The organism is Neoakkermansia glycaniphila, assembly GCF_900097105.1.
Classification (GTDB): domain Bacteria; phylum Verrucomicrobiota; class Verrucomicrobiia; order Verrucomicrobiales; family Akkermansiaceae; genus Akkermansia; species Akkermansia glycaniphila.
Genome location: NZ_LT629973.1, coordinates 1,083,257 through 1,108,687, shown reverse-complemented (window position 1 = coordinate 1,108,687; position 25,431 = coordinate 1,083,257). Strand labels below are relative to the sequence as shown.

Below are 25,431 nucleotides of genomic sequence, written 5' to 3'. Positions count from 1 at the left end.
CATATGAATGCTCAAGAGTTGACGACGCGGGTGATTCCCGATTTGATGCAGGTGATCGAGAAGGCCGATGTGCTGGTGAATGCCTTGCCTTATATGCAGGCTTACCGCAATAAGACGGTGCTGATCAAGTTCGGGGGCAGCGCGATGGATGATCCTGCGCTGGTGAAGGATTTGATGCGCGATATTGCCGTGCTTGAGGCTATGGGGCTGAATCCTGTGGTGGTGCATGGCGGCGGCAAGGCGATTTCGAAGGCAATGGCCGAGTCCGGGCTTGAAGCAAAGTTCGTGAATGGGCTGCGCGTGACGACGAAGGAGGCGATCGGTATTGTGGAGCGTACGCTGAGCGGGACGATCAATCCCGGGCTGGTGGAGATGCTGCGCGATGCAGGAGGGAAGGGCGTGGGTATTCCCGGTACGGAGGTGTTTGTGGGCGAGAAGATCCGCGAGAAGGATGCCGAAGGCAATCCGGTGGATATCGGCGAGGTAGGGCGTGTGATCGGTACGCTGCTGCCGCGTATCGAGGAGGCTTTGAATCTGGAGATTACGCCTGTGATTTCGCCGCTCGCCAAGGAGCTGGGGACGCACAGTCCGCTCAATATCAATGCGGATTTGGCGGCAGCCGCTTTGGCTCGCGAGCTGCGCCCGGTGAAGCTGATTTATATTTCGGATGTGCCGGGTATTCTGCGCGATGCCGCCGATCCGACGTCTTTGATTCAGTCGATCAACCGCAAGCAGGCTCTTCAATTGATTGAGGATGGCGTGGTTTCCGGAGGGATGATTCCGAAGGTGAAGTCCGCCGTGGATGCCCTGAATGCAGGCGTGCGCAAGGTGCATTTCATCGACGGCCGTTTGCCGCATACGCTGCTGCTGGAGATTTTCACGACCGAGGGTATCGGTACGGAAATTGTGCGCGAGCAACGGTAGGGCGGTTCCTTTTCTGATGGAGATCCGGTGATGGAGCACGGCATTGCATGCGTGGCTGGCAAAGGGGTGCGCGATAGCTGGGTGATCGGAGGCGCTTTTTTGCTTCTGGCTCTCCCGAGTATGATTTTTTGCCTGGGCTGGCTGGAATGGTATGTTTCAGTGCCGCTTGGCGTGGCGTTGGCCGGATGTGTGGCGAGCGTCGTGTTTGGTCGTTCGCCTCATGTCATACGGTTGTCCCGCGGGCATGTGTGGAAGCTGCTGGTTTTGCTGCTGGTGGTGTTTGTGTATCAGTTTCAGGTGGGCTATACGGGGCATACATACCAACATTTCGATTTTTTCCAGAGAAATGCCTTTTACGGTAATCTGATTTCGTATCCGTGGCCGGTGGTTTTACCGGATGGGAGGGAGATGAGTTACAATCTGGCTTTCTGGCTGCCTCCTGCGTTTCTGTGCAAGCTGCTTGCCATGGGCGGAGTGGATTGTTCTTCCCTCAGTGGGGTGCCCGGCTGGGTGATGTTGTTGTGGAATGTGTTGCTGATGTACGCAACGCTGCTTCTGGTGTTTCTGAAGCTGAAGAAGGTCAGTTTTTTGTTTGTGCTGTTTTTTCTGGGGATCGGTGATGCTGCGGTCGTGTTCGATTATGTGCCGTCCATGATGGGGTGGCTGGGGCAGCCCATGAGGCCGTGTTTTTGGAGTGGAGAGTTGATGGTTACCTGTTGCAATCAATTCCCCTTTGCCTATCTTGCTGTTGCGTTGATGCTGCAGGAGGGGAGGCCCGTTTGGTTTTATCTGGTCTGCGGCAGTCTGCTGTTGTTGGTGGCGCCATTGTCTTCCCTTGTGTTGTTTGTCTTTTTGGCCGGGTGCATGTACAAGGCGTGGACAGTTATGCGGGCTGCAGGTGTGGTGGTTTTCAGCCGTGGTTTTGTTGCATGGCAGGCTTGGGCGGCCTATGGCCTTGCCGGGGTTGCGGGGGTGTATTACATGCGTGCGGAAGAGCCGATGGCGATGTTTTGCGTGTTCAGGTATGTCGACGGTTGTTCGGGCGTGCTGAAATGGCTGGTTCCGGTGGCTCTCAATTTTGTTCTGTTGAATTATCTCCCGTGGAGGTATGGGCGTTGCCGCGTTTGGCTGCTGTGTGCGAATGTCGCTTTGTTGGCGCTTCCCGCCGTTTATATGGGTGGGATGAACAATGAGCTGATCATGAAGGGTATGCCCGTGGTGATGTTTGTTTTTGCCTGTTTGTGGGCCGAGGGTCCGGAGAGATGTGCTCGTTTGGTGCTGCGTGGCGTATACGGCTGTCCGCCTTTGCGGGTTCGTAGCCGTGCGCGTGCAGAAGATTTTACCGACATGGGCGAATTGGACGTACAATGTGTGCGATCCGTTTCAAGGGCATTTGTATCACCCCGGTATGGCGATCGATCAGTCCGTGCCCGGTACCAGGGAGGCGAAGCTGCCTCATGTGTTTTTAACGAAGCCGGGAGCTTCCGAGGAGGGTGCGCTTTGGTTTTTATGTACACCGCCGAGCGAGAAGTACGAGAAGGATCGTTATGCGCCTGTGCGGTCGTATGATAATCTGGATAAGCCGCTGCCTTCGATTCCGCATGGATTGAAGGGGTTGTGAGATGGCTTTCCGGAGGTGGCCGAAGCATATGCGGCCGATTGCGCTGGTGATTACGCTTGAGAGGGGAGGCTCTGTCTTTCGCTTTTGGCTGATGGCGGAGTTTTTGCCTGTTTTATTTGCTCCTCCGTGATGATCGGGGGGTGCTGTTTGATGCGGAATACATCGTCATCTGCGCTTGTTCTCAGGGTGTTGAGGATTGACTGGGTCAGTTCGTGCGCGTCGATGCCGAGTATTTCGCAGATGAGGACGGCTTCCGTGAAGAGGAGGTAGCGTTCGCCCGATTCGTATTTGGAGACGAAGGTGGGGGTGTTGTCGAGCAGGAGGGATAGTTTCCGTTGGGAGAATCCCTGTTCGATGCGTTTTCTTTTCAAGAAGTCGCGCAAGAGTTTCTCTTCCAGACTGTGCCTGTTCCTCAGCATTTTTTAAGAATACACTAATTTCTTGATTCACCCAAATTGGGTGAATAATTTGATTTACATTTTATGGAGTGTGTTGTAGTGTTTGTGTGTATTCACCTATTTTAGGTGCATTTTTATGAATGAGCGAGCCATGGATGCGACAATTTTATTTCTGGCGATCAGTTTGCAGAGTTCCTCCGAACGCAGGAGGCGCCTGAAGGAGTTTGCGTGCAGGGCGGGGATTGATCTGTCGCTGGTTCCGGCGGTGACGGGCGACGATGTGGCGCAGATGGAGTTGGGGTTTGACCGGGAGAGGCGGAGGAAGGAGTTTTCTGTCGATCTTTTGCCGACGGAGCTGGCATGCATGGAGAGCCATTTGCGGTGTTTGCGGATGTTTTTGGGTTCGCCGCATACGCATTGCGTCGTTTTGGAGGATGATGCAAGTTTTGGGCCTGTTCTTCCTTCTGCGGTGAGCCGGTTGATTCGGACGGTGACAGGGTGGGATTTTGTCAAGTTATGGACGCCGGGCTCCAATTGGCCATTGGGTCGGGTGGTTGGGGTGGACTGTTCTCTTGAGGTGGTATATCCGAAGAATCTTTCCCGGGATGCCCTGGCGATTCTGTATTCCCGGGAAGGTGCGAGGAGGGTGCTGGAGCGGATGGGCCGTTACTGGATGGCGTTCGATACGCAGCTGGGTTATGTGTGCTGCCGTGATGGTGTCGTGGGTGTCGGAGTGTTTCCGCCGCTTTGCGAGCCATCGCCAGATTTGCCGAGTTCGATCGATGCGATGGGGCGGCGAGCAAGGGCGGTGCCGCCTTCCGTGAAGCAGCTGGTGTACCACCGGGTGCAGCGATTGCTGAATTCATGGTACAAGCGAAGGCTGTACCATGAGGTTCGGCGTGCGGTGCGGTTTCGGGAACTGGGAGATGCGGAGTAGGAGTTAGGGGAGTTCGTAACCCTGCCAGCGCAATTTGGCGCGGAGAAGGGAGGCGAAGTTGCTTCCCGGCATTTGGAAGAGGCGGAGTTTTTGCGGAGCCTTGCGAATTTCGAGCGATTCTTCGAGGCCGATGCTGTGAGTGGTGCGGCCGTCGAGTGAGAAGATCATGCTGTCTGCTCTGCCTCTGCGTTCGCGGGGGCGCAGGGTGATGGTGACGCTATCCGGCAGGATGACGGCGCGGTTGGTGAGGCTGTGCGGGCAGATGGGGGTGACGCTGAAGACTTCGGAGCCGGGCCAGATGAGGGGGCCTCCGGCAGAGAGGGAGTAGGCGGTGGAGCCGGAGGGTGTGGCGACGAGGACCCCGTCCGCATGGTAGCGGTTGAGGAGGGTGCCGTCTACTTCTGCATCGAGATCGACCATTTTACCGGTTTGTGCGCGGAGCAGGGCGAGTTCGTTGAGGGCAAGCAGTGTGTCCCGGCGTTCTTCGGTTTTTCGATTGTAGGCGGTGACGGCGAGCATGGTGCGTTCTTCGACGATGTAGGTGCCTTCGCAAAGGCTTTCGACGAAGGCGGGGATGTTCGCCACGGCGCAGGAGGTGAGGAAGCCGAGTCGGCCAAGGTTGATACCGGCGAGCAGGACCCCGTGCCGGGCTGCAGCCGCTGCCGCCGAGAGCATGGTGCCGTCACCTCCAAGGCAGAGGATGATGTCGAGGTGGCCGAGATTGGCATGCCGGAGGTCGTCCGGTTCGAGGATGCTGGTTTCGCATCCTTTCCTGGCGAGGGTCTGGAGGACGGTTGCTTTGGTGCCGAGGGCCTGAGCCTGCCGGCTGGGAGCGAGGAGGCCGACTCTACAGGTGGCGTTCATGGGATCAAGTATAGTGATTTCACGAGTCATGACAATGATAATTGCCGCTTTTTGCGGGTTTCCTCTTGATGAGGCATGGCGGATCATGGTGAAGATGTGCTTGGTTCGGCTGTCGCCGGGCTGCGAAAAAATGTTCAAATTTAATGAATGGTCTTGACGAGGAAGCTCGCCGAGTGTATATTCTGCGCCCCTGCCACAGGTGTGGCTGGGGTTTATCAACGCACAAGCGAAGAAATACAGTCTATGAAAACCCACGTGAAAAAAGGTGATACTGTGCAAGTTATCGCCGGTTCGCATAAGGGCAAGCGTGGCGCTGTTCTCTCCGTGAATGCAGCTAAAGGTACTGTTATCGTCGAAGGCGCCCGCGTCATCAAGAAGGCGACTCGCCCGAGCGAACAGGATCCGGAAGGCGGCATCAAGGAGCTGGACGGCCCAATTCATATTTCCAATGTGAAGAAAGTGAGCTAAGGCACAGCCTTGGTTCCGCGCTTAAGCCAATCCATTCGTAATCACCTCAAAGAGCTGACCCGCTATTATAACAATGAGTACACCAACGTTACAGACATACTACCGCGAGAAGGTCGTTCCGGCCCTCCAAGCGAAGCATCAGTATGAAAACGTGCACCAGGTTCCCCGTCTCGAGAAGATCGTGGTGACGTCGTGCATGGGCAAGCATCCCGACCGCAAGCAGGCGGTTGAAGACGCTGTCGCCGAAATCGCCAAAATTACCGGCCAAAAGCCGGCTATGACCTACGCTCGCAAGAGTGTTGCCAACTTCAAACTGCGCGAGGGCGAAGTCCTCGGTGCCCGCGTGACGCTGCGCGGACAACGCATGTGGGAATTCCTCGACCGCTTCATCAATGTGACGTCGCCGAACATTCGCGACTTCCGCGGTCTTCCCTCCAAGTCGTTCGACGGCCATGGTAACTACGCCGTAGGTATCTCCGACCAGTCCATTTTCCCGGAAATTGAATTGGATCAAATCAAACGCCAAATCGGCTTCGACCTGATTTTCGTGACGACCGCCAAGACGGACGACGAAGGTCGCGACTTGCTGGCTGAGCTCGGTATTCCGTTCCGTGCCACCAAGAAGGCTGATGAAACTCAAACCGCCAACGCATAACCATTATTCAAGATTATGGCAGTATTAAGTGATCCTATCGCCGATTTCCTGACCCGCGTGAAGAACGCAGGTATCGCACGCAACGCAGAGTTTACCGCTCCCTATTCCCGTATCAAGGCCGAACTTGCCCGTATTCTCGAGCAGGAAGGCTATATCTGGGGATATGAAGTGATCGGTGAAGGCGTCCAGAAGGCTATCAAGGTGAAGACGAAGTTCTCCGCCGAAGGCAAATCCATCGTGACCGATGTGAAGCGCTGCTCCAAGCCGGGCCGCCGTCAGTATGTCCACTCCAGCGAAATTCCGGTCGTGATGAACGGCCTCGGCATTTCGATCGTTTCGACCTCCGCCGGTCTGATGACAGGCGCGCAGGCCCGCAAGCAGCAGATCGGCGGCGAACTTGTCGCCCTCGTCTGGTAATCCTCAACAGAACGAAGAATATGTCACGAGTTGGTAAAAAATCCATCACGGTTCCCGCTGGCGTCACAGTCAGCAGCAAGGACTCCGTCGTTCTCGTCGAAGGTCCGAAGGGTAAGCTCCAGTGGGCGCTTCCCGAAGGTATCACCGTTTCCGTTGAAGGTTCGGAACTCAGCGTCAACCGCGCTGACGATTCCCGCAAGCTTCGCGCCCTGCACGGTACGAACCGTTCGCTGATCAATAACATGATCGTCGGCGTTTCCCAAGGTTTCGTCAAGGAGCTTGAAATCATCGGCGTCGGTTTCCGCGCCGCTGTCAAGGGCAAGATCCTCGATCTGAGCCTCGGCAAGTCGCACCCGATCAACCAACCGATTCCGGATGGTTTGACAATCACCGTCACCGACAATACGAAGGTGAAGGTTGAAGGTATCGACAAGCAGATGGTCGGACAGTTTGCCGCCGAAGTGCGCGGTTACTATCCGCCCGAACCCTACAAGGGCAAGGGTGTCCGCTATGTTGGTGAAAACGTTCGCCGCAAGGAAGGCAAGAGCGTTGGTAAGTAATTCATGAATCCTTAGCATATTTGATATAAGTATATGAGTACGATCAATCGCAAAGCTATCCGCAACCGCGTTCACCGCCGTATCCGCAAGAAGCTGTCCGGTACAGCCGTGCGTCCTCGCCTTGCCGTTCACTTCTCCAATCAGCATGTTTATGCCCAGGTGATCGACGATACGAAGGGTGTGACGCTTTGCTGCGCCTCGACGCTCGACGCTGACGCCAAGCAGGCCAACTGTGCTTCCGCCGCCAAGGTGGGCATTCTGATGGCCGAACGCGCTCTCGCCGCCGGTATCACTGAAGTCGTGTTCGACCGCGGTGGTTTCCTCTATCACGGGAAGGTCAAGGCTCTGGCCGATGCCGCCCGCGAAGCTGGTTTGAAATTCTAAACGAGAAAGATCATCGAATGAACAACGAAGAACAAACGGCTCCGGCCGAAAGTGTTGCAACTCCCGCTGCCGCTCCGAATAACGGTGAGCGCGGTGGTTTCCGCCAGGGCGGTTTCCGCCAAGGTGGTTTCCGCCAGGGTGGAAATCGCGGTCCTCGTGGTCCTCGTCGCGAAGGCGGTCGCCGCGGTGCCGAAGCTCCCGTGGAAGACGGTCCTCAGCTCCTGGAAAAGGTTGTGTTTGTCAACCGCTGCGCCAAGGTGGTGAAGGGCGGTCGCCGCTTCTCCTTCTCTGCGCTCGTCGTTTCCGGCGATCAGGAAGGCAAGGTCGGTTTCGGTTTCGGGAAGGCTAATGAAGTTTCCGACGCTATCCGCAAGGGTACGGAAGCTGCCAAGCGCAATCTCAAGCCCGTGGCCGTCGTGAACAGCACGATTCCTCACGAAGTTTACGCCGAATTCGGCGGTGGCAAGATTCTCCTGAAGCCTGCCGCTCCCGGTACCGGTCTTATCGCCGGCAATACTGTCCGTGCCGTGCTGGAAGCAGCTGGCGTGCGCGACATCGTTGCCAAGTCCCTCGGATCTTCCAACCACGCCAATGTGGTGAAGGCTACGCTTACCGCCCTTACTTCGCTGAGGACGGCTGACCAAGTCCTCTCCGCCCGTGGTAAGAAGAAGAAGGATTCCGCCATTTAATCATCCAACGTATTTTTGACGAATCATGTTGACACTTCATACTCTCAAGCCCAATCCCGGTGCCAAGCACCGCAAGAAGCGCCTTGGCAACGGAGAAAGCTCCGGCCTCGGCAAGACCTGCGGCAAGGGCAACAAGGGCCAGAAGGCTCGCTCCGGCGGTTCGATCCGCCCCGGCTTTGAAGGCGGCCAGATGCCCCTGCATCGCCGTCTTCCGAAGAAGGGCTTCAGCAACACGCGTTTCCAGGACACAATTGCCGTGGTGAACGTTTGCCAGCTCGAAGCTTTCTTTGAAGCAGGTGCGACCATTGATGAAAACTCGCTCCGCGCCCGCGGTCTTGTCCAGGGTGCATGCGATGCAGTCAAGCTTCTGGGACAAGGTGTTGTCACCAAGAGCTTCACGGTGACCGTGGATTTTGCCAGTGCTTCCGCACGCGACAAGATTACGGCTGCCGGTGGCACGCTCACCGTTTTGAGCGAAGCCTGATCAGGTTACCGACGAACCGGGTGGCGCAGCGCCGCCCGGTTCGTTCATCAGGTTCTCTTCCCGTCCGCGCCGTCCGAGTGACCCATGCGGCGCCCATGCATACCGGGGGAGGCGAGCCTTTGCGCTGCATGCCCATTTTTCCTCACATCCATCAGACTTAAGACCATGATTTCAGCATTTACCAATATGATGAAGGTGCCGGATCTTCGCCGACGCATTCTGTTCACTCTGGCCATGATTGTGATTGTGCGCCTCGGCGTGCATCTCCCTCTGCCGGGCGTGGACGTACAACAGCTTTCCGACTGGATGGCGAAGAATGACGATGGCGGCGGCATGCTCGGCGGTCTCGGTACGATGCTGACGATTTTCTCCGGCGGCGGTCTGCAGCAGTGCGGTATTTTCGCACTCGGGATCATGCCCTATATTTCCGCTTCCATTATGACCCAGCTTCTCGGCGCCGTGGTGCCAGCGTGGCAGAAGATGCTGCGCGAGGAAGGCGGCCGCCAGAAGATGACGAAGTATACTCGTCTTCTCGCGATTGTCATTGCCATTGTGCAGGGCTACCTTCTCGTCGGTTCTCTGGAGCACCCTGACCGTCTCGGCCTTTCCGGGCTGGGTAATTTGGTCATGTTCCCCGGCTCCCTGTTCACGATTTCGACGGTGTTTATCATTGTGACGGGTACGATGCTGCTGATGTGGATCGGTGACCAGATTACGGAGCGTGGTATCGGTAACGGCGTATCGTTGATCATTGCGGTGAATATCATTCACTCCCTGCCGGGTGCCTTTGCTCTTGCCTGGAAGCGTTTCGTGATGCCAGTGGCGGGTGAAGTGAATCCGACCGGAGCGCTGACTCTGGTGGCCATGATTCTTTTCCTGATTCTTGTGATTGCGATGGTGGTGACGGTGACGCAGGCGCAGCGCCGCATTCCGGTGCAGTACGCCAAGCGCATCGTAGGCAACAAGATGACGCAGGGCGGTACGCAGTACCTTCCTCTGAAGTTGAACTATTCGGGGGTGATGCCCGTGATTTTCGCGACTGCCATTCTTTCGCTGCCGCAGCTGCTGGTGAGCCAGATCTGGCCGAATTCCTGGCTGGATAGTATGATTCGCATCTGGATGGTGCCGACGAGCTTCATGTATTATGTGATTTCGTCGTTGATGATTTTCTTCTTCGCTTACTTCTGGGTCGCGACGATGTTCCAGCCTTCGCAGATTGCAGAAGACTTGAAGCGCAACGGTGGCTATGTGCCCGGCGTGCGCCCCGGCCCTCCCACGGCGGCATTCCTCGACCAGACGATGCAGAGATTGACGTTTGCCGGTGCATTGTTCCTGACGCTGATTTATTTCCTTCCGTACCTGCTTTCCTTGGCAACGAATGTGGAGCCTATCGTTTCGAATTTCTTCGGCGGCACGAGCCTTCTGATTCTTGTGGGGGTTCTGCTTGATATGATGCGCCAGATCGAAACATCGCTTCTGCAGAAGAATTACGACGGTTTCCTCAAGAAGGGCAAGATCCGAGGCAAGTATGCCCACCTGCAAGGAACGGGCGAAGCCGCTTCGAGCAGCACGGTGACGGTTGTCTGGTGCGTGATCGCCGCCCTGATTCTGGCCGCTATTACGGTGTATATGGTTGTGCGCTGACCGGTATTGAGTCCGATTTTATCTTGTTCCTGCTATGAAAACTCTCAAGCGTTTCGTTCTGGTGGGTGGCCCTGCATCCGGAAAGGGTACCCAGGCCCGCTATCTGGCTCAGGCTTTCGGTTTGCATACGTTGAGTACGGGCGCTCTTCTCCGGCAGGAGATTGAGGCTTGCTCGGATCTGGGCAGGCAGGCGCAGAGTTTCATGGATCGTGCGATGCTGGTGCCCGATGAAGTGGTGAACGATATCGTGCGCGGCTGGCTGTCCAATAATGATGAGACCCCGTGGCTGCTGGACGGTTATCCCCGTACGGTGGCTCAGGCGGAGACGCTGGATTCGTTTATGCGCGAGCGCGGTCTCGGTGTGGATGTGGTCGTCTGGCTGGATGTGGCGCGCGAGCTGATCGAAGCGCGTATGCTGAAGCGTAAGGAGTGTACGAAGTGCGGGTTGATTACCCGCGACGGTGAGTCCGTCTGCCCGGATTGCGGGAGTGAGATGCGTGTGCGTGCCGATGACAATTTGGAGGCATTTGCCCGTCGTTGGCAGGATTATGAGTCTCTGACGGTTCCCGTAGCCAATTACTATGCTGCAAAGGGTATGGCTGTTCGCGTGCGTGTAACGGAGGAAGGCGAGCCTGAAGAGGTTTCTCTGCGTATTTCGCAGAAGTTGAAAGAATTTGCCGAATAAGTTTCCGTATCATGTCCGACCGCATTCCGGTACGCAATCCGAATGAAATTGCGAAGTTGCGCAAGGCGGGCGAAGTGGCTGCCCGTATTTTGATGGATTTGATGCCGGAGGTGGTTGCGGGGCGAACGACAAGGGAGATTGATGAGTTTGCCGCCGAGCTGTTCAAGCGCGAGAGGTGCGGCAATGCCTTTTTGGGCTATGGCGGTTTTCCCGGTCAGCTTTGCATTTCGGTGAATGAGGAGGTGATTCACGGTATCGGCGGCGATCGGGTGATCCGGGACGGCGATGTCGTGAGTCTCGACGTGGGTACGATTGTGGATGGCTGGTATGGCGATAATGCCATGACGGTGCCCGTCGGGCAGGTTGATCCCGATACGCTGAAGTTGCTGGCTGTGACGGAGGAATCCTTGTTCCGCGCGATCGCGGAAGCGAAGCAGGGCGGTTCTCTGGCCGATGTGTGCGGAGCCGTGGAAGATTTCGTGAAGCCGTTCGGTTTCGGAATAGTGCGCGATTTCGTGGGACACGGCGTGGGGCGGCATTTGCATGAGGAGCCCAATGTGCCGAATTATCGTCCGAATCACAAGTTGCCGCGTTTGAAGCGCGGTATGGTGCTGGCCATCGAGCCGATGGTGAATGCCGGGACGTTCCGCGTGAAGGTGCTGGATGACAAGTGGACGACGGTGACAGCGGACGGCAAGCCGTCGGCGCACTTCGAGCATACGGTGGCCGTGAGTTCTCATGGCGGCGAGATTTTGACGGAGAGGCCGCGTATTGCATTGCCTGAACAGCTGGGTATCGCTCCGCTGTGAGGCGCCTCCGCAGCGTGTGATGCCGTTGTTGCGAGAGCCGTGCTTTCGAGTGTGAATGCGGGACAGTTTTTGCACTTGTACTCATTGTTCGTTTGTATTACCATGGAACGGTTATTTCAATACAATGTTCCCGGTAGTTCATGAGTGAGTCGACTCCGAAATCTAGAGGTAAGGAGGCAGGGTGGAATTCCCGCCTTGGTATGATTCTCGCTGTGGCGGGAGGTGCAGTCGGTTTCGGCAATTTCCTGAGGTTTCCGGGGTTGGCAGCCCAGTATGGCGGAGGGGCGTTCATGATTGCCTATTTCTGTTCTCTGCTGCTGATGGGGATTCCTCTTGCTTGGGTGGAGTGGGCCGTAGGCCGCAGGGGTGGGGCTTTGGGTGGGCATTCTCCCTCGTCCATTTTCATGCTGGTGACCCGTTCCCGCTGGTGGAAGTATGTGGGTCTTCTGGGGGTCGCGGCTCCGCTGGCGATTTCGTTTTATTATCTGTTTCTGGAGAGCTGGACGCTGGGGTATGCGTGGAAGATGGTGTGCGGCGAGTTTGCCGAGGTGACGGATTTCAAAGGTACCTTCGGCGAGTTTGTCGGCGTGGCGGAGAATGGGGCGGCTTTCGATGTGTCCCGGAGTTCTTTTCTGTGGTGTTTTCTCGTGGCGTTTGTGCTGAATTACTGGCTGATGTATCGCGGTATCGGGAAGGGGATCGAGTGGTTTTGCAAGTGGTCGCTGCCTGTGTTGCTGCTGACTTCGCTGGTGATTATGGTGCGCGTGCTGACTTTGGGGACGCCGGATGCTGCTCATCCGGACCGGAGTGTGGAGCAGGGGCTCGGCTATATGTGGAATCCGAATAAGGTGGTGCTGGAGAGCAGGAATGAGGAGGGGGATTGGAAGATTCTGCAGATGCTGCCGCAGAATGATAGTGCAGTGCTGCAGGTGAAGGAAGCCCAGGTTGCAGCTTCGGGAGGGGCAGAGAGGATTCGCGAGATTACGATCAGCGAGGGGTTGATGAATCCGTCCCTGTGGCTGGCGGCGGCGGGGCAGATTTTCTGGTCTCTTTCCGTGTGTTTCGGTTCGGTGTGTACGTATGCGAGTTATGTGAAGAAGAAGGACGATATCGCTCTGAGTGCGTTGACGGCGAATTCCGCAAATGAGGTGGTGGAAGTGGGGATTGCCGGGATGATGATCGTGCCTGCTGCGGTGGCGTTTCTCGGGGTGGCTGCTGCGGCAGCGTCGTCGACGTTCGGGCTGGGTTTCGAGGTGTTGCCGCAGGTGTTTGCGGAGATGCCCGGCGGGCGGGTGTTCGGTACGCTGTTTTTCGGGTTGCTGTTTTTGGCGGCGGTGACGAGTTCGATTTCACTGATTCAACCGGCGATCGCCTTTTTGGAAGAGTTCTGGCTGTTGCGCCGGAGGCAGTCGATCGTGCTGGTTGGGTTTATGGCGTTTCTGGGTACGCTGGCTGTTTCCTGGTTCAGCAAGGGGCTTGTCGGTCTGGATACGATGGATTTCTGGGTGGGTACGCTGGGGTTGTATATTCTGGCGTTCTGTTTTATTGTGATTTTCTGTTTCAAGATGGGGTTGAAGGAGGGGTACGCGGAGCTGCAGCTGGGGGCGGATATCGATTTGCCTTTCTGGGTGATGTATGTGGCCAAGTGGGTGTCTCCGATGATTCTGCTGGCCATTTTCCTGTCGTGGCTGTATGAGAATGTGTTCGGTACGTCGTGCCCGCAGATCGAGAATTTGTTGAATGGCGAGCCGGGAGCCTATGTGCCGCTCGGTTGGGCATTTTTGGTGCTGGTGTTTATGGGGATGGTGGCGTGGAGTTCGCGCCGGTTCCATTCCAAGGTCAAGAGTCTTCAATCCCGTCTTCCCATATCATGACTGCCGCCGGTTGGATTACGATGCTGTTGTCCGTGGCTTTTGCCTGGACTTTGTTTGTCTGGTGCATTGCCAAGGTTCTCTCGAAGAAGGCGGAGAATCTCGTGTCCAGCAATATGCATACGCCGGATATGGATGAGGAGGACGATTGATTAGTCTCCTTCTTTTGCCTGTCTAGGTTGTTCAGGCGTTGCTTCGCTGCAGGAAGCGGGCGATGGGTTCGGCATAGAGTTCCGGTTCGAGCAGGAAGGAGTCGTGTCCTTTTTCGGAGCGGATGAGGTGGTATTCGGCCGGGATGCCGATGCGCTGTAGTTGGCGGACGTATTCGCGCTGTTCTTCCGGGCGGAAGCAGGCATCGGTGTCGATGGAGAAGACGAGGAAAGGGATGCCTGCTGCACGGCAAGGTTCGAGGGCCTGTTCCAGCGTGGCGGTTCCGGTGATGGTGCGGAGGTCGTAGTTGATCCACATGTCGGCGATGCGTATGTAGGAGTTCGCATCGAAGCGGTTGGCGAATTTGGTGCCTTGGTGGAGCATGTAGCTCTGGGTGTTGCGCGTGGGGGTGTACCACGTGAGCATGTTTTTGCGGTCGCCGGTGCTTTCGCGTGCGCGTTCGGCAAGCCCTTCCTGATAGACGAAGGCTTTGTGTCCGATGATGCGGGCAAAGGCGAGTCCCTGCCGCGGCGGATTGTCGAGCGGGTAGCGGCCTGCGAGGTAGAGGGGGTCCAGTTCGATGGCGAGTATTTGCTCGAAGACGCTCAACTGGTGGTCCATGGAGGGTTGGTAGCCCGAGCCGATGGTGATGAAGCTGTGGACGCGCGAGGGGAAGAGCGCCGTGAAGGCAAGGCCGATGAGTCCGCCGACGGAGGGGCCGACGAGGTGGAGGCGTTCGATGCCGAAGTGGTCGAGGAGGGCGGCTTGCGCCCGTGCCTGGTCTCCGGCGGCGATGAGGGGGAAGCGGCTGCCCCACGGCGTGCCGTCCGGGTGGGTGCTGCAGGGACCGGAGGAGCCGTAGCAGCTGCCGAGGAGGTTGGCGCAGATGATGAAGTAGCGGTCGGTGTCGAGGGGGCGTCCGGGGCCGATCATGGCGTTCCACCAGCCTTCGTGGTTTTCTTCCTGCCAGAGGGGCGCTACTTCGGGGATGGAGGGGTTGTATCCGTGGGCATGCTGGCTACCGGTGAGCGCATGGAAGAGGAGGACGGCGTTGCTGCGGTCCGCACGGAGTGTGCCGTAGGTTTCATAGGCGAGTACGGCCGCAGGGACGGTTTCTCCGCAGTCGAGTGCGAGTTCGCCAAGTGGGAAGAAGCGCGTGGTTTCCATGTGATGCGGATACGAAAAAGAGACCGGATGCGAGTTCGCTCCGGCCTCCCAGAAGATTGTGTGTTCCGGCGCGGTTTACTTGACGCCTTTTTTGCTCAGACGGGTGCCGGTGGTTGCGCCCTGGCGAGCCTTGAACTTCGGGTTGCTCTTGCAGATGACGTAGAGCGTGCCTTTGCGCTTCACGATCTGGCAGTCTGCGTGGCGGCGCTTCATGGAGGCGAGTGAGGAAAGAACTTTCATTGTATGATTCTATGGTTGAAGATTTGCGTCGGGGCGATGATTCTACGGGTTTTCTCCCGTTTGTAAAGTCAAATTTTGCATTTTTGTGTTTTTGGCGGGTTTGGTCGTTTGTTTGTGTTTGACGTCGGGTTGGCTGCCGGATATTCTGAAAGGGATGAATTCGATTTGTTTTGCGGGTGTGCTGGCGTTGTGCTGCGGGTGTGTTTTCGGCGATACGGCGCCTGTGCCGGTGGCGGATGGCGGGAAGATTGTTTTTCACGAGTTTCCCAAGAGCGGTGGAGGGACAGTGGCGTCCGTTTTGAGCGATAGCGACGATTATGGGGTGATGCTGTTGAATGATGCTTCGGCGGAAGGGGATCCCAAGATGGTGATTGTGGTGGCAAGGAGGTATCCGGCGGAGGTGTACCGCGTGGTTTCTGTGGATGAGTTGGAGGCGGTGCTGCGGAAGTTTCCGGCAGGAGCGCAGTTTTACAGGTATGACCGTTGTCTGGTTCCGGCAGGGTACGGTTTGCTGGAGGATGCGTGGGAGGAGATTGAAGGAGTGATGCGCAAGTGCGGGCATCGGCTTGACGATGGCGGTAAGTCGCGCATTGTGTGTACGTGTTCCGATTGATGCGGCAGCTGCGGCTCAGGTTGTCAGTAGGGGCGGAGATGGCCGTAGTAGCCGTTGTGCAGTCCGCGGAAGAGGGCGTATGTTTTGCGCCATGAGCAGTCGCCCGCGGTGAGCATGCCGTGGAGGGCGAGGCAGATGTAGGCTCCGCAGGCAAGGAGTCTTTTGACGGGGTTTTTCGGTGTTTTGAGGCGCTGGAGCCATGCCCAGTTCCGGACTTTGTAGTAGAAGCGGGATGCGTCGAGTCCCGGTTCGTAGAAGAAGGCGCGGTTGCCGATGCGGCAATGCATGAGTTCGGAGGGCGGCGTGGGGTGGTCGAGCAGGGAGTGCCGGACGGTGACGAAGGTGTAGCCTGCATGGCGGGCTTTCCACGGGTATTCTTCGTCTTCGCCGCGGATGAAGAGTTCGGGGGTGGGTACGCCGATTTCTTCCCAGAGGCGGCGGGGGTAGAGGGCTCCGAGCCATCCGCCGCGGCTGGGGATGGCGGGGGTGTCGGGCAGGTCGGCGCGGAGTGCGATGTTTTGCCAGTCGTAGGGGGCTGCGGAGGGTTCCCGTGCGGTGAGTGGCCAGCTGAGTTCGTCGTGCCGGGATGGGTCGACGACGAGGCTCATGCGGATGATGGGTTTGTCGGTTCCGGGTGCGGTGTCTTCGATGGCGAGGAGTTGCGCCAGTGTGTCGGGGCGGGGCCAGGAGTCGTCGTCGAGTATCCAGACGTAGCCGATTTCCGGGTGGGAGAAGGCTTCGTTCATGGCGGCGGCGCATCCGCCTGCATTGCCCATGTTGGTGTGGAGCTGGACGATGGAGAGTGTGCCGGGCGGGAAGTTTTCTTCGGCGTAGGTTTGGAAGAGGCCGAGAGCCGGGTCGTCCGGTGTGCTGTTGTTGGCGATGACGATGCGCGTGGGCCGGACGGTCTGTTCCTTGAGGCGGCGCAGGCAGTTCAGAGAGATTTCAGCTCGCGAGTAGTGCGAGAAGATGGCGCAGATGCGGTCTGCCATGGGCTGATTATGAGGTGGGAGCCGAGAAAGGGCAAGCGTTATTTGTTTTTTTGCATGGCACGGACGGTTTGGGCTGCAATTTCGTCCCATGTTTTGAGTTGCAGCGGTGCGGTCAGTTGCGGGCGGGCGTAGGTTTCGTCAAGTTTGGCAAGGAAGGCGGCGTGGTCGCTGTTGGGGAAGAGGCAGTCGGCGGGGATGTTTTCGCGAATGGGCGGGATGTCGGATGCCAAGCAGGGGAGGCCCGCCATGAGGCTTTCTATGGGGGGCATGCCATAGCCTTCGTAGGCGGAGAAGTAGATGGAGAGGCGGCATTCCGTGGTCATGATGCGTGTGAGTTCGTCGCGGTGGATACGGCCGTGGCGTATCCATTGTGCAGAGGATACGGCGGGCGCCATGTTGTCCGGAAGGGTGCCGATGAGGTGGACGCGGGTGTGCGGATGTTCGGCTAGCCAGGGTGTGAGCCATCGGATGGCCTGGGCGGTGAGTTTGTGCGGGTAGGGCGAGGCGTAGAGGAGGAGGTCGGAGCCTTGCGAGAGGGTTGGCGGCGCGGCAGGCGTGTCGAAGCCGATGCCGATGACTTCGGTGCGGGCTGCCGGGATGTGGGCGGCGAAGCGTTCCCTGTTGAATTGCGATGAGGTGAGGATGAGGTCGGCCTTGGCGAGGGCTCGGAGGCCGAGGGTGCGGAAGTAGCGGAGTTCGAACGGGGGGAAGGGGGTGTGCTGCCGTTGTTCGGGAGGGAGTTGTTCGTAGTGTTCCCAGATGATGTCGTGGACGTAGCAGGCGAGGCGGGTGTTGTCGCAGGGGAAGCAGTAGGGAGGGAAGCCTTTCGGCAGGAGTGCCCAGTCGGGCCGGATGGCGCGGATGGCTTTGACGAGGCCGAACTGATCCCAGAGGAGGCGTTTCCAGCCGCCCGGGACGGGTGTGTGCATGCGGTGGAGTTTGACGTGGGATGGTACGCCGGCGAAGGTTTCGGCGCATTCGTCGTTGCCGAGGATGTGGAGTTCTTCGATGCCCGGAGTGTGTATGAGGGCGCGGGCCAGTCCGAGCGATACGTTGAAGATGCCTACCGATTTGGTGGCCTTGAAGCTTTGGTCAGAGAGAGAGACGAGCAGTCGCATGCGCGGAGGTGTTTTCTCATGGTTTGCTTCGCCGGTCAAGCGTAATTGCTCTTGTGCTTTGGTCGGGGTTCTGGTAGGCTGCCTGCAATCTCAGTCTGTTATGGGTGTTTCCGACGGTTTTCGCATTTCCGAGTCAGGGTATGGGCGGCTGGCTGCCTTGCTGTTGTGGGTGGTATGGGTGTGTTGCATGGCGACGCATGGAGCGCAGGCGTACAGTTCCGGTTTGTCGTGTGTGCTGCTGTGTTTGCCGGTGCTGGTGATTGTTGTGGCGTTGCTGCGCGGAGGGAGGCTGGTGCGCGTGCCTGCGGCGATGTGGTTTTTCCTGGTGGCGGGAGGTGGGTATTTTTTGGTGCGCTGCGCGATGAGTTATAATGTGTACGATGCGTGGAACGAGGCGGCGCATGTGCTGGCGGCGATGGTGTTTTATCTGGCCGGTTTTTTGTATGCTCCGTCGAAGGACGGGAAGGGGCGGCTTTTGGTGGCGGTGGGGGCAGCGGTGCTGCTGCAGGTGGGGGCGATGGCGGTTGTGGGTATGGGCGAGGTGCCGTCTCCGGTCGGGAGGCCGCTGTTTTCCCTGGAAGGGACGATGAATGCGGCGCACAGTTTGTTTGGCTACAAGAATTTTACGGCGGCGTTTCTGGTGGTTTGCGGTGTGTTTTCTCTGACGTATGCGTTGGTGGAGGGAGGGCGGAGGTCGCTGGGGTGGTGGGCTGTGGCGGTGGTTGCGTTTACGGCGTCGTTTTTCTGTTCGTCACGTGCGCCGTGGATGCTGGTGCCGCTGGCTGTGGCTGTGGCGTGTTGTTTCTGGCTGCTGGCTCGGGTGTTTGCCGGGAGGAGCGCTGTGGCGGCGGGGGTGTGCCTGGCGGTTCTGGTGTTGGCCGGGACGGTGGGGTTGAGCGTTCTGCTGGCGCAGGATGGCGGGGCGGATCGTTTGGCGCATTGGCTGGATTCGCATGATCGGCTGTATTTGTCGAGTCTGGCGCTGGATGCCGGGGAGCGTGCGCCGTGGTTCGGCAATGGGGCGAGGTCGTTTGTGTGGGAGGCGCTGCCGATGTCGTGGACAAAGTATGCGCCGAATTATGCGCACAATGAGTATTTGCAGATGTTCGCGGATTACGGTCTGGCGGGGTGCGTGCTGTTGCTGGCAGCTTTGGTGGTTCATGTGTGGATGGGGCTGCAGCGGCTGGGGTGCGAGGAAGGGCGGCGGCCCGCGCTGGTGGCGGCGGCGATGGCCGGGTTCGCCATGATGGCTTTGTATGCGGGGCTTGATTTCGTGTGGCATTCGATGGGGCTGCTGGCGGTAGCGGCTTTTTGTGCGGGGGTGATGGCTGCGCCGTGCAAGCCGCCTCTTCGGGCGGAGTCGAAGGCGGGTCGCGGCGTGCTGTTGGGGGTGGGAGCCGCCGTGTTGGCCGGGCTGGTTTTTTTGAGCGTGCAGTTGTTTCCCACGTGGTGCCGCCAGTGGGGGTATTCGGAGCTGGTGGACGCTCGTGTTTCGGTGCAGTCCCGAGCTGCGGCGTTGTCGAGCGTGGTGGCCGGGTATAAGGATCCGCTGTTGGTGAATGAGTATGTGCGGCTGCTGGCGGAGGCATCGCCTTCGGTTTCGACATGGGAAGCAGGGGTTCGCCGATTGGATGAGTCGCTGGCTTTCAATCCGAAGTATCTTTACAATGCGGTGATGAAGGCGGATTTGCTGGATCGCCTGGGCAGGTTTCGCGAGGCGGAGTCCGTGCACCGCCGCCTGCATGTGCCGGGAGGGATGGTTCACAACGGGATTTATCCGTGGAGGCCTGTGTATGCGCTTCATTTGGCGGATTGGGGGATGTCTCTGGTGAAGTCGGATCCGAATGCGGCGCTTTCCCTGTTGCAGTCGGCCCTTCCGCTGATGAACGGGATGGTGGATGGGTGGGCTCCGGCGCAGAGCCAGCTTCGCATGACGCCAGCCGAGGAACGGAGGGCGCGCGAGATGCTGCAGACGACGATTTGGTATTTGAAGACGGCGGGCGCGGTGCCGGATGGGGCATGGAAGGCTTCGATGGCTCCCGGCGAGCAGGGTGCGCTGTACCAGCGGCGGTGAGGGGGGGAGGGTATGGAATGAGGGGTTGATTTGCCGTTTGTTTGTGGTATTCTGTTGCCATGTTGATGCGTTTTGCCGGTTTGCTGTGTTGCGGCGTCTGTGCGGTGCAGGCGCAGGAGCCCGGTGCGCCTGCTGTGCCGGATGCTTTGCCCGTGGTTGAGGGTGCTCCGGCAGATGCCCGGCCTGTTGCGGCAGAGGGGGGTGCGGAGAAGTCGAAGGAGGCCCGCGTTATTTCGAGTTCGCGCCAGTTTGTGGTGATCGCGCAGGATGCTCTTGTGGCGGGTGCGCTGGCGATGAAGGCGGAGGAGATGCGTTCGACTTTGCAGAAGATGCTCGGGATCGGGAAGGATTGGAAGCATACGATTACGATTCGCCTGCAGGGCAATTCGAGCGATCCGTCCGCACCGAATCCGATCCGGACCCGTATCAATATTATTGCCGGCGAGCCGAATTATCAAATTCGGGTGTATATCGGCGGCGGGGTGGATGTGGATAAGCTTTGTTCGTCGATCATTACGATGCTGCTTTATGAGCGGACGCTGAGGAATGTGAGTATCGAGGCGTTTCCGGGGCAGGTGGAGCTGCCGGAGTGGCTGGTCGTTGGTGTGGAGCAAGCGGTGCAGTGGCATGCGGGGAAGGTGGATCGTTCGGTGTATCAGGCGTTGTTTGCGAGGTCGGAGATGCTTTCCCTCGAGCAGATTCTGGCGGAGAAGAATCCTGCCCGGCTGGATGCTGTTTCCCGGATGGTGTACGATTCTTCCTGCGGCGTGCTGATGCTGTGCCTGTTGAACCAGAAGGGCGGCAAGGAGGCTTTGGTGCATTTGCTCGATCAGGCGGTGCTGGGGGAAGGTTCGCCCGAGGAGTTGATCAAGCGCAATTTCCATGCGTTGAATCTGACGGAGAATTCCCTGCACAAGTGGTGGGCTCTCCAGCTGGCGATGATGGCGACTCCGACGGCGACGGAGTGTCTGACTCCGCTGGAGACGGAGAAGCGTTTTGCCGAGGCTTTGATGCTGGTGCGGACGGATCCCGCGACGCGGGTTCCGGTGCCGGTGAGTTTTGATAATATTCAGGAGGTGGTGAAGATTCCGGATTACAGGGAGCAGCTTTCGCGCAATCTGGATCAGATGGTGCATTTGAGCGTGCGGTGTTTTCCTGCCTACCGCCAGATTATTATTCGTTATTGCCAGTTGATGATGCAGGTGCAGAAGGGGCTTTCGACCAAGGAGGCCGTGCAGGAGCTGGGGCCTCTGATCGAGTACCGCGAGGCTTTCGTTTCGGCTTCGACTCGCGCCCGGGATTATCTCGACTGGCTGGAGATTACATATCTCGGCGGGAAGTCGGGGACGTTTTCTTCCTATATGAGTACGATGGATTTGCTGAGGAAGGGCAAGGAGGAGACGCCGACGAAGATGTCGCGTTATCTGGACGATATCGAGGCTTTGCATTTGCTTCCCGCCGATGCGCCTACGCCGCCTTCCATCCGCAGTCTTCTTTCCCGAGATGAACAGAAATGACAGGATGAAGCAGGGGCCTTCGATGGAGGAAGAGGAGTCGGCACGCCGTGCGGGGTGCCGTATGGTGGCCGGGGTGGATGAAGCCGGGCGCGGTCCGCTGGCCGGGCCTGTGGTGGCGGCGGCCGTGGTGCTGCCGAAGGGGTATGTGCCGGATGGGTTGAACGATTCGAAGCAGTTGACGGAACGGAAGCGCGAGAAGCTGTTCGATGCTTTGATGCAGGATGATTCCGTGTTGAAGGGGATTGCCTGTGCGAGTGTGGAGGAGATTGATGCGTTGAATATTCTGCGGGCAACGCATCTGGCGATGGCCCGTGCCGTGGAGGCTTTGCCCGTGGCTGCGGATTTCTGTCTTGTGGACGGTTTGCCCGTGAAGGGGTTGTCCGTGCCGCACAGGGCGATTGTGAAGGGGGATGCCAAGTGCCTTTCGATCGCTGCGGCGAGTGTTCTTGCCAAGGTGTTCCGCGATCGGCTGATGGCGGAGCTCGACCGGGAGTTTCCCGTTTACGGGTTTGCCAGGCACAAGGGGTACGGGACGAAGGTTCATCTCGACGCGATTCATCGGTATGGGATTACGGTTCATCATCGCCGCTCGTTTGGGCCTGTTGCACAGATGGCGCTGCCGTTTGTGTGATCGCCGGGGAGATCGGAGGTCGACGGCCTGGATCGGCCGTTTCGGCGAGTTGCTGGCGGCTTCGTGGTTGCGCAGCCGCGGGGTGAAGGTGCTGCGGGCGAATTTCAGGATGGGCGGGAGCGGGGAGGTGGATCTGGTTTGCCGGGAGGGGGATGTGCTGTTGTTTGTGGAGGTGAAGGCCCGTACGCGGACGGATTACGGGCCTCCTGCCCGGGCTGTGGATGCGGCGAAGAGGAAGCTGCTCCGGGAGGGTGCGCGCCACTGGCTGTTTTTTCTGGAGGATGAGGTGCCTTTCAGGTTCGATATCGTGGAGGTTGTGCTGCAGGATGGGTCTGTGCCGGAGATTTCGCGGGTTGAGGGGGCGTTTGAGATGAGGCAGGAGGGTGGATGAGGCGTTTCGGCGCCGAAGTTGCGGAGAGGTTTTTTGGTGAGGCTGCGAAGAATTGACCTTTCCGGAGGTTCCGAATTGATGGAATTCTCCTGATTTCCCCTTTTTTCGACAGTTCCCGCATTTGTTTCTTGACAAATTAGGGTGCCGGATGGTTAAGAAGGGGAGGCGGAATGCAATCTGCATCCGTCGATCTTCCGTTTTATCTCGTATTTTCCCACATTCATGTCCAAAACTCTTGTCATTGCCGAAAAGCCCAGTGTTGCCACAGATCTCGCCCGCGTTTTAGGGAAGAAGCTGGGCAAGTTCACGAAGGATTCTTCTTCGGCGTTCTATTATAATGATGAGGTGGTGATTACATCCGCCGTGGGTCATTTGCTGGAGCAGATGAAGCCGCAGACTGCCGACGGCAAGTCGTTGCCGTGGAAGTTCGATTGCCTTCCGGTGATTCCGGACCAGTTCAAGCTGGAGCCGATCAAGAAGTCCGCCGACCGTCTGCGCAAGGTGATGAGTCTGGCGAAGGATAAGGAGGTGACGCTGATCGTGAATGCATGCGACGCCGGGCGCGAGGGTGAGCTGATTTTCCGCAATATGGTGCGGTACGGGAAGTGGAAGAAGCCGATGAAGAGGCTTTGGATGCAGTCGATGACGGATGATGCGATTCTGCAGGCATGGGCGCGGTTGCGGACGGATGAGGATATGCTGGATTTGGCGGATGCGGCGGTGTGCCGTTCGGAGTCCGACTGGCTGGTGGGTCTGAATAGTACGCGGGCGTTGACGGTGCTGCAGTCCCATGGCGGCGGGTTCAATATTACGCCGACGGGGCGTGTGCAGACGCCGACGCTGGCGATTCTCGCCCAGCGGGAGAAGGAGATTCAGGATTTTGTGGCGGAGCCGTATTCCGAGGTGCATGCGGTGTTTGGCGCCAAGGCCGGGGAGTATGGTGCGAAGTGGTTCGATACGGAGTGGAAGAAGGATGAGAAGAAGCCGCACAGCCGTGCGGAGCGTATCTGGGATCCTGCTGCTGCTGCGGCGATTGTGGAGCGTTGCACGGGCAAGCCGGGGGTGACGAGCGAGCAGAAGAAGCCGGTGTCTTTGCCTGCGCCGCTGCTGTTCGATTTGACGTCGCTGCAGAGGGAGGCCTCGAACCGTTTCGGTTTTTCGGCGCGCCGGACGTTGCAGATCGCCCAGGAGTGTTATGAGAAGCATAAGGTGCTGACGTATCCTCGTACGGATTCCAAGTTCCTGCCGGACGATTATCTGGGGCTGGCCCAGTCTACGGTGCAGTCGATCGCGGAGAATGACGAGGAGATGAAGCCTTTTGCGGAAGGTATTCTGCAGGCGAAGGGGATCAGGAAGACGAAGCGCGTGTTCGACGGTTCGAAGGTGAGCGATCACTTTGCCATTATTCCGACGGGACGGTTCGTTTCCCTGACGGGGGATGCGGCAAAGATTTTCAGGCTGGTGGTGCAGAGGTTTCTCGGCGTGTTCATGCCGAATGCAGAGTATGAGGATACGGAGCGCAGGACGACGATTGCGCACGGCGACGGTTCGTCCGATTGTTTCCTGTCCCGTGGCCGCGTGCTGAAGTCGGCGGGTTGGAAGGCTTTGTACGGTAATGCCGGGAAGGGCAAGGAGGAGCTGGCCGAGGTGGTGCAGGGAGAGTCGGTGCAGACGCTTTCTCTTGAGGTGGTGCAGGATGAGACGCGCCCGCCCGCAAGGTTCAATGAAGCGACGCTTCTTTCCGCGATGGAAGGTGCCGGGAAGCTGGTGGAGGATGAGGAGCTGAGCGCGGCGATGAAGGAGCGTGGCCTCGGTACGCCTGCGACGCGCGCTTCGATTATCGAAGGCCTGATCAGCCAGGAGTACGTGGTGCGCGAGGGGAAGGATCTGATGGCGACGCGCCGGGGTATGGAGCTGATCGAGCTGCTCGGCAAAGTGGGGCTCCGTACGCTGTCGTCCCCCGAGATGACGGGCGAGTGGGAATACCGCCTGAAGCAGATGGAGCAGGGCGCGCTGAAGCGCGATGTGTTCATGAAGGATATCAAGCATTATACGGTGGAGATGGTGGCCCGTGTGAAGGATTTCATGGAGAAGATGCACGAGGTGGAGCTGGAGGATGTGGATGCGAAGTGCCCGGAATGCGGCGAGCAGGGGTTGCGCCATACGCACGATTCCGTTTCCTGCCGCAGCTGCAAGTTCCGCGTGCGCAAGGTGGTTTCCGGCAGGACGCTGACGGACGAGGAGATTCTGGAGCTGATTACGAAGGGGAAGACGGGTATTCTCGGCGGTTTCCGTTCGCGTTTCGGCAAGCCGTTCGATGCGGGGCTGCAGTTGAATGAGAAGTTCCGCGTGGAGTTCTATTTCCCGGATCGGGAGGAGGATGCGCCGGATACGCATGCGGGTGAGAGCCGCGGGATGGTGCCGGTGAAGGGGATGGAGGATCACGAGCTGATGGAGTCCGAGAAGTTCTGGCGGGTTTCCGGTCTCGTGCTGGGGAAGGATAAGAAGGATTTGTCGATTTCCCGTACGATTCTGAGCTGCGAGATTCCGGTGGAGCAGGTGAAGAAGATTCTGGCGGATGGGAAGTCGGATTTGATGAAGGGTTTTGTGTCCCAGAGGACGAAGAGGCCCTTCGATGCGTTTCTCGTGCTGGATTTCAAGACGGGGAAGGTGGGTTTCGAGTTCCCGCCCCGCGAGGAGAAGCCGAAGAAAGGGGGCAAGGAGGATGCCGCGAAGAAGTTTACGAAGGCGGATGCTTCGAAGGAGGATCTTTCCAAGGCTCGCCGCCACGGCGCGGTGAAGGTGAAGCGCAAGGGCGAGATGGATTTGTTCGAGACGGATAATGCCTGGCATGTGCCGGAGCTGAAGATCGGCAGGTCGGCCAAGGGGCTGGCGATCGCGCACCAGATGTGCGGCTACGATTTGACGGTGAAGGATGTGGCGAAGTTGCTCGAGAAGGGCAAGACGGATTTGATCAAGGGGTTTTTCTCGCAGAAGTCGAAGAAGAATTTCGATGCCTATTTGGTGCTGGATTTCAAGACGGGCCGTGTGTCGTACGATTTCCCTCCCCGGGAATGATGGCCGCCGGACGATGTTTTTTCCGAAAGAAGAGGCGGTACGTTGTGCAA

Annotated in this window: 27 protein-coding genes; 21 read left to right on the top strand and 6 right to left on the bottom strand. The window is 58.2% G+C overall.

The window, feature by feature from the left end; translation table 11 throughout:
• The first annotated feature begins 3 nt into the window (after positions 1-3).
• Together argB and PYTT_RS04635 are read left to right on the top strand one after the other, a co-directional pair.
• Positions 4-924 (top strand): acetylglutamate kinase, encoded by a 921-nt coding sequence (argB, locus tag PYTT_RS04640; RefSeq protein ID WP_067774592.1) that lies wholly within the window; start codon positions 4-6, stop codon positions 922-924.
• A gap of 30 nt (positions 925-954) precedes the next feature.
• Positions 955-2,493 (top strand): hypothetical protein, encoded by a 1,539-nt coding sequence (locus PYTT_RS04635; protein WP_067774595.1) that lies wholly within the window; start codon positions 955-957, stop codon positions 2,491-2,493.
• Positions 2,494-2,595: 102 nt separating this feature from the next.
• Here the strand turns inward: PYTT_RS04635 and PYTT_RS04630 are convergent, their stop codons facing one another.
• Positions 2,596-2,916: a helix-turn-helix domain-containing protein gene (locus PYTT_RS04630; protein ID WP_176712498.1), complete on the bottom strand. Its 321-nt coding sequence runs from the start codon at positions 2,914-2,916 to the stop codon at positions 2,596-2,598.
• A gap of 178 nt (positions 2,917-3,094) precedes the next feature.
• On the opposite strand from PYTT_RS04630, the gene PYTT_RS04625 reads away from it, so the two are divergent.
• A complete protein-coding gene (locus PYTT_RS04625; RefSeq protein ID WP_067774601.1) occupies positions 3,095-3,880 on the top strand; it encodes a glycosyltransferase family 25 protein in 786 nt (261 codons plus the stop codon).
• A 3-nt stretch (positions 3,881-3,883) separates the two neighbouring features.
• On the opposite strand, the gene PYTT_RS04620 is transcribed toward PYTT_RS04625, so the two are convergent.
• On the bottom strand, positions 3,884-4,744 hold the full coding sequence (locus tag PYTT_RS04620) for an NAD(+)/NADH kinase (RefSeq protein ID WP_071133292.1): 861 nt from the start codon (positions 4,742-4,744) through the stop codon (positions 3,884-3,886).
• Positions 4,745-4,987: 243 nt separating this feature from the next.
• On the opposite strand from PYTT_RS04620, the gene rplX reads away from it, so the two are divergent.
• From rplX to PYTT_RS13570, 12 genes are all read left to right on the top strand, one after another.
• Entirely contained in the window at positions 4,988-5,212 is a 225-nt protein-coding gene (gene rplX / locus PYTT_RS04615; protein WP_067774607.1) for a 50S ribosomal protein L24, read from the top strand.
• 73 nt (positions 5,213-5,285) lie between these two features.
• The gene (gene rplE, locus PYTT_RS04610) at positions 5,286-5,867 is read left to right on the top strand and encodes a 50S ribosomal protein L5 (protein WP_067774610.1); all 582 of its coding nucleotides are present in this window, start codon (positions 5,286-5,288) and stop codon (positions 5,865-5,867) included.
• Between the two features lie 15 nt (positions 5,868-5,882).
• Positions 5,883-6,284, top strand: a complete 402-nt coding sequence (gene rpsH, locus PYTT_RS04605) for a 30S ribosomal protein S8 (protein WP_067774613.1) — start codon at positions 5,883-5,885, stop codon at positions 6,282-6,284.
• Between the two features lie 20 nt (positions 6,285-6,304).
• Entirely contained in the window at positions 6,305-6,844 is a 540-nt protein-coding gene (gene rplF, locus PYTT_RS04600; protein ID WP_067774616.1) for a 50S ribosomal protein L6, read from the top strand.
• 33 nt (positions 6,845-6,877) lie between these two features.
• The gene (rplR, locus tag PYTT_RS04595; protein ID WP_067774619.1) at positions 6,878-7,228 is read left to right on the top strand and encodes a 50S ribosomal protein L18; all 351 of its coding nucleotides are present in this window, start codon (positions 6,878-6,880) and stop codon (positions 7,226-7,228) included.
• A gap of 17 nt (positions 7,229-7,245) precedes the next feature.
• Entirely contained in the window at positions 7,246-7,917 is a 672-nt protein-coding gene (rpsE, locus tag PYTT_RS04590) for a 30S ribosomal protein S5 (RefSeq protein WP_083076601.1), read from the top strand.
• 28 nt (positions 7,918-7,945) lie between these two features.
• Positions 7,946-8,401 (top strand): 50S ribosomal protein L15, encoded by a 456-nt coding sequence (gene rplO, locus PYTT_RS04585; protein ID WP_083076617.1) that lies wholly within the window; start codon positions 7,946-7,948, stop codon positions 8,399-8,401.
• 165 nt (positions 8,402-8,566) lie between these two features.
• Positions 8,567-10,045, top strand: a complete 1,479-nt coding sequence (secY, locus tag PYTT_RS04580) for a preprotein translocase subunit SecY (RefSeq protein ID WP_067774625.1) — start codon at positions 8,567-8,569, stop codon at positions 10,043-10,045.
• A 34-nt stretch (positions 10,046-10,079) separates the two neighbouring features.
• The gene (locus PYTT_RS04575) at positions 10,080-10,730 is read left to right on the top strand and encodes an adenylate kinase family protein (protein WP_067774628.1); all 651 of its coding nucleotides are present in this window, start codon (positions 10,080-10,082) and stop codon (positions 10,728-10,730) included.
• 11 nt (positions 10,731-10,741) lie between these two features.
• On the top strand, positions 10,742-11,539 hold the full coding sequence (map, locus tag PYTT_RS04570) for a type I methionyl aminopeptidase (protein ID WP_067774631.1): 798 nt from the start codon (positions 10,742-10,744) through the stop codon (positions 11,537-11,539).
• 140 nt (positions 11,540-11,679) lie between these two features.
• Entirely contained in the window at positions 11,680-13,413 is a 1,734-nt protein-coding gene (locus PYTT_RS04565; RefSeq protein ID WP_083076604.1) for an SLC5/6 family protein, read from the top strand.
• Complete coding sequence (locus tag PYTT_RS13570) at positions 13,410-13,562, top strand: hypothetical protein (protein WP_172801768.1); 153 nt, start codon at positions 13,410-13,412, stop codon at positions 13,560-13,562. Before PYTT_RS04565 ends, PYTT_RS13570 begins: the two co-directional genes overlap by 4 nt.
• A 31-nt stretch (positions 13,563-13,593) precedes the next feature.
• Here PYTT_RS13570 and PYTT_RS04560 read toward each other — a convergent pair whose 3' ends face one another.
• Both PYTT_RS04560 and ykgO read right to left on the bottom strand, forming a co-directional pair.
• Positions 13,594-14,727, bottom strand: a complete 1,134-nt coding sequence (locus PYTT_RS04560; RefSeq protein WP_067774637.1) for a homoserine O-acetyltransferase family protein — start codon at positions 14,725-14,727, stop codon at positions 13,594-13,596.
• Between the two features lie 75 nt (positions 14,728-14,802).
• Positions 14,803-14,967: a type B 50S ribosomal protein L36 gene (gene ykgO / locus PYTT_RS04555; RefSeq protein ID WP_067774640.1), complete on the bottom strand. Its 165-nt coding sequence runs from the start codon at positions 14,965-14,967 to the stop codon at positions 14,803-14,805.
• 154 nt (positions 14,968-15,121) lie between these two features.
• Between ykgO and PYTT_RS04550 the strand changes: the two genes are divergently transcribed.
• Positions 15,122-15,580: a hypothetical protein gene (locus PYTT_RS04550; protein WP_067774643.1), complete on the top strand. Its 459-nt coding sequence runs from the start codon at positions 15,122-15,124 to the stop codon at positions 15,578-15,580.
• A gap of 23 nt (positions 15,581-15,603) precedes the next feature.
• On the opposite strand, the gene PYTT_RS04545 is transcribed toward PYTT_RS04550, so the two are convergent.
• Positions 15,604-16,572, bottom strand: coding sequence for a glycosyltransferase (locus PYTT_RS04545; RefSeq protein WP_067774646.1), 969 nt, complete (start codon positions 16,570-16,572; stop codon positions 15,604-15,606).
• Between the two features lie 38 nt (positions 16,573-16,610).
• Positions 16,611-17,690 (bottom strand): glycosyltransferase, encoded by a 1,080-nt coding sequence (locus tag PYTT_RS04540; protein ID WP_067774649.1) that lies wholly within the window; start codon positions 17,688-17,690, stop codon positions 16,611-16,613.
• A gap of 100 nt (positions 17,691-17,790) precedes the next feature.
• Between PYTT_RS04540 and PYTT_RS04535 the strand changes: the two genes are divergently transcribed.
• The 5 genes from PYTT_RS04535 (at position 17,791) to PYTT_RS04515 (ending at position 25,381) form a co-directional block, all read left to right on the top strand.
• The gene (locus PYTT_RS04535; RefSeq protein WP_071133290.1) at positions 17,791-19,764 is read left to right on the top strand and encodes an O-antigen ligase family protein; all 1,974 of its coding nucleotides are present in this window, start codon (positions 17,791-17,793) and stop codon (positions 19,762-19,764) included.
• A 59-nt stretch (positions 19,765-19,823) separates the two neighbouring features.
• A complete protein-coding gene (locus tag PYTT_RS04530; RefSeq protein ID WP_067774655.1) occupies positions 19,824-21,281 on the top strand; it encodes a hypothetical protein in 1,458 nt (485 codons plus the stop codon).
• On the top strand, positions 21,268-21,912 hold the full coding sequence (locus tag PYTT_RS04525) for a ribonuclease HII (protein ID WP_245741071.1): 645 nt from the start codon (positions 21,268-21,270) through the stop codon (positions 21,910-21,912). Before PYTT_RS04530 ends, PYTT_RS04525 begins: the two co-directional genes overlap by 14 nt.
• Entirely contained in the window at positions 21,905-22,303 is a 399-nt protein-coding gene (locus tag PYTT_RS04520; protein WP_071133288.1) for a YraN family protein, read from the top strand. The genes PYTT_RS04525 and PYTT_RS04520 overlap by 8 nt, the downstream gene beginning before the upstream one ends.
• Positions 22,304-22,525: 222 nt before the next feature.
• Positions 22,526-25,381 (top strand): type IA DNA topoisomerase, encoded by a 2,856-nt coding sequence (locus PYTT_RS04515; RefSeq protein ID WP_067774659.1) that lies wholly within the window; start codon positions 22,526-22,528, stop codon positions 25,379-25,381.
• The last annotated feature ends 50 nt before the right edge of the window (positions 25,382-25,431 follow it).

Coding starts and splice junctions, on each gene's coding strand:
- PYTT_RS04575 (WP_067774628.1), top strand. CDS start 10,080: ATGAAAACTCTCAAGCGTTTCGTTCTGGTGGGTGGCCCTGCATCCGGA.
- PYTT_RS04625 (WP_067774601.1), top strand. CDS start 3,095: ATGGATGCGACAATTTTATTTCTGGCGATCAGTTTGCAGAGTTCCTCC.
- rpsE (WP_083076601.1), top strand. CDS start 7,246: ATGAACAACGAAGAACAAACGGCTCCGGCCGAAAGTGTTGCAACTCCC.
- map (WP_067774631.1), top strand. CDS start 10,742: ATGTCCGACCGCATTCCGGTACGCAATCCGAATGAAATTGCGAAGTTG.
- PYTT_RS13570 (WP_172801768.1), top strand. CDS start 13,410: ATGACTGCCGCCGGTTGGATTACGATGCTGTTGTCCGTGGCTTTTGCC.
- secY (WP_067774625.1), top strand. CDS start 8,567: ATGATTTCAGCATTTACCAATATGATGAAGGTGCCGGATCTTCGCCGA.
- ykgO (WP_067774640.1), bottom strand. CDS start 14,967: ATGAAAGTTCTTTCCTCACTCGCCTCCATGAAGCGCCGCCACGCAGAC.
- PYTT_RS04560 (WP_067774637.1), bottom strand. CDS start 14,727: ATGGAAACCACGCGCTTCTTCCCACTTGGCGAACTCGCACTCGACTGC.
- rplF (WP_067774616.1), top strand. CDS start 6,305: ATGTCACGAGTTGGTAAAAAATCCATCACGGTTCCCGCTGGCGTCACA.
- rplX (WP_067774607.1), top strand. CDS start 4,988: ATGAAAACCCACGTGAAAAAAGGTGATACTGTGCAAGTTATCGCCGGT.
- argB (WP_067774592.1), top strand. CDS start 4: ATGAATGCTCAAGAGTTGACGACGCGGGTGATTCCCGATTTGATGCAG.
- rplE (WP_067774610.1), top strand. CDS start 5,286: ATGAGTACACCAACGTTACAGACATACTACCGCGAGAAGGTCGTTCCG.
- rplR (WP_067774619.1), top strand. CDS start 6,878: ATGAGTACGATCAATCGCAAAGCTATCCGCAACCGCGTTCACCGCCGT.
- PYTT_RS04530 (WP_067774655.1), top strand. CDS start 19,824: ATGTTGATGCGTTTTGCCGGTTTGCTGTGTTGCGGCGTCTGTGCGGTG.
- PYTT_RS04535 (WP_071133290.1), top strand. CDS start 17,791: ATGGGTGTTTCCGACGGTTTTCGCATTTCCGAGTCAGGGTATGGGCGG.
- PYTT_RS04550 (WP_067774643.1), top strand. CDS start 15,122: ATGAATTCGATTTGTTTTGCGGGTGTGCTGGCGTTGTGCTGCGGGTGT.
- PYTT_RS04565 (WP_083076604.1), top strand. CDS start 11,680: ATGAGTGAGTCGACTCCGAAATCTAGAGGTAAGGAGGCAGGGTGGAAT.
- rpsH (WP_067774613.1), top strand. CDS start 5,883: ATGGCAGTATTAAGTGATCCTATCGCCGATTTCCTGACCCGCGTGAAG.
- PYTT_RS04545 (WP_067774646.1), bottom strand. CDS start 16,572: ATGGCAGACCGCATCTGCGCCATCTTCTCGCACTACTCGCGAGCTGAA.
- PYTT_RS04620 (WP_071133292.1), bottom strand. CDS start 4,744: ATGAACGCCACCTGTAGAGTCGGCCTCCTCGCTCCCAGCCGGCAGGCT.
- PYTT_RS04515 (WP_067774659.1), top strand. CDS start 22,526: ATGTCCAAAACTCTTGTCATTGCCGAAAAGCCCAGTGTTGCCACAGAT.
- PYTT_RS04540 (WP_067774649.1), bottom strand. CDS start 17,690: ATGCGACTGCTCGTCTCTCTCTCTGACCAAAGCTTCAAGGCCACCAAA.
- PYTT_RS04635 (WP_067774595.1), top strand. CDS start 955: ATGGAGCACGGCATTGCATGCGTGGCTGGCAAAGGGGTGCGCGATAGC.
- PYTT_RS04525 (WP_245741071.1), top strand. CDS start 21,268: ATGAACAGAAATGACAGGATGAAGCAGGGGCCTTCGATGGAGGAAGAG.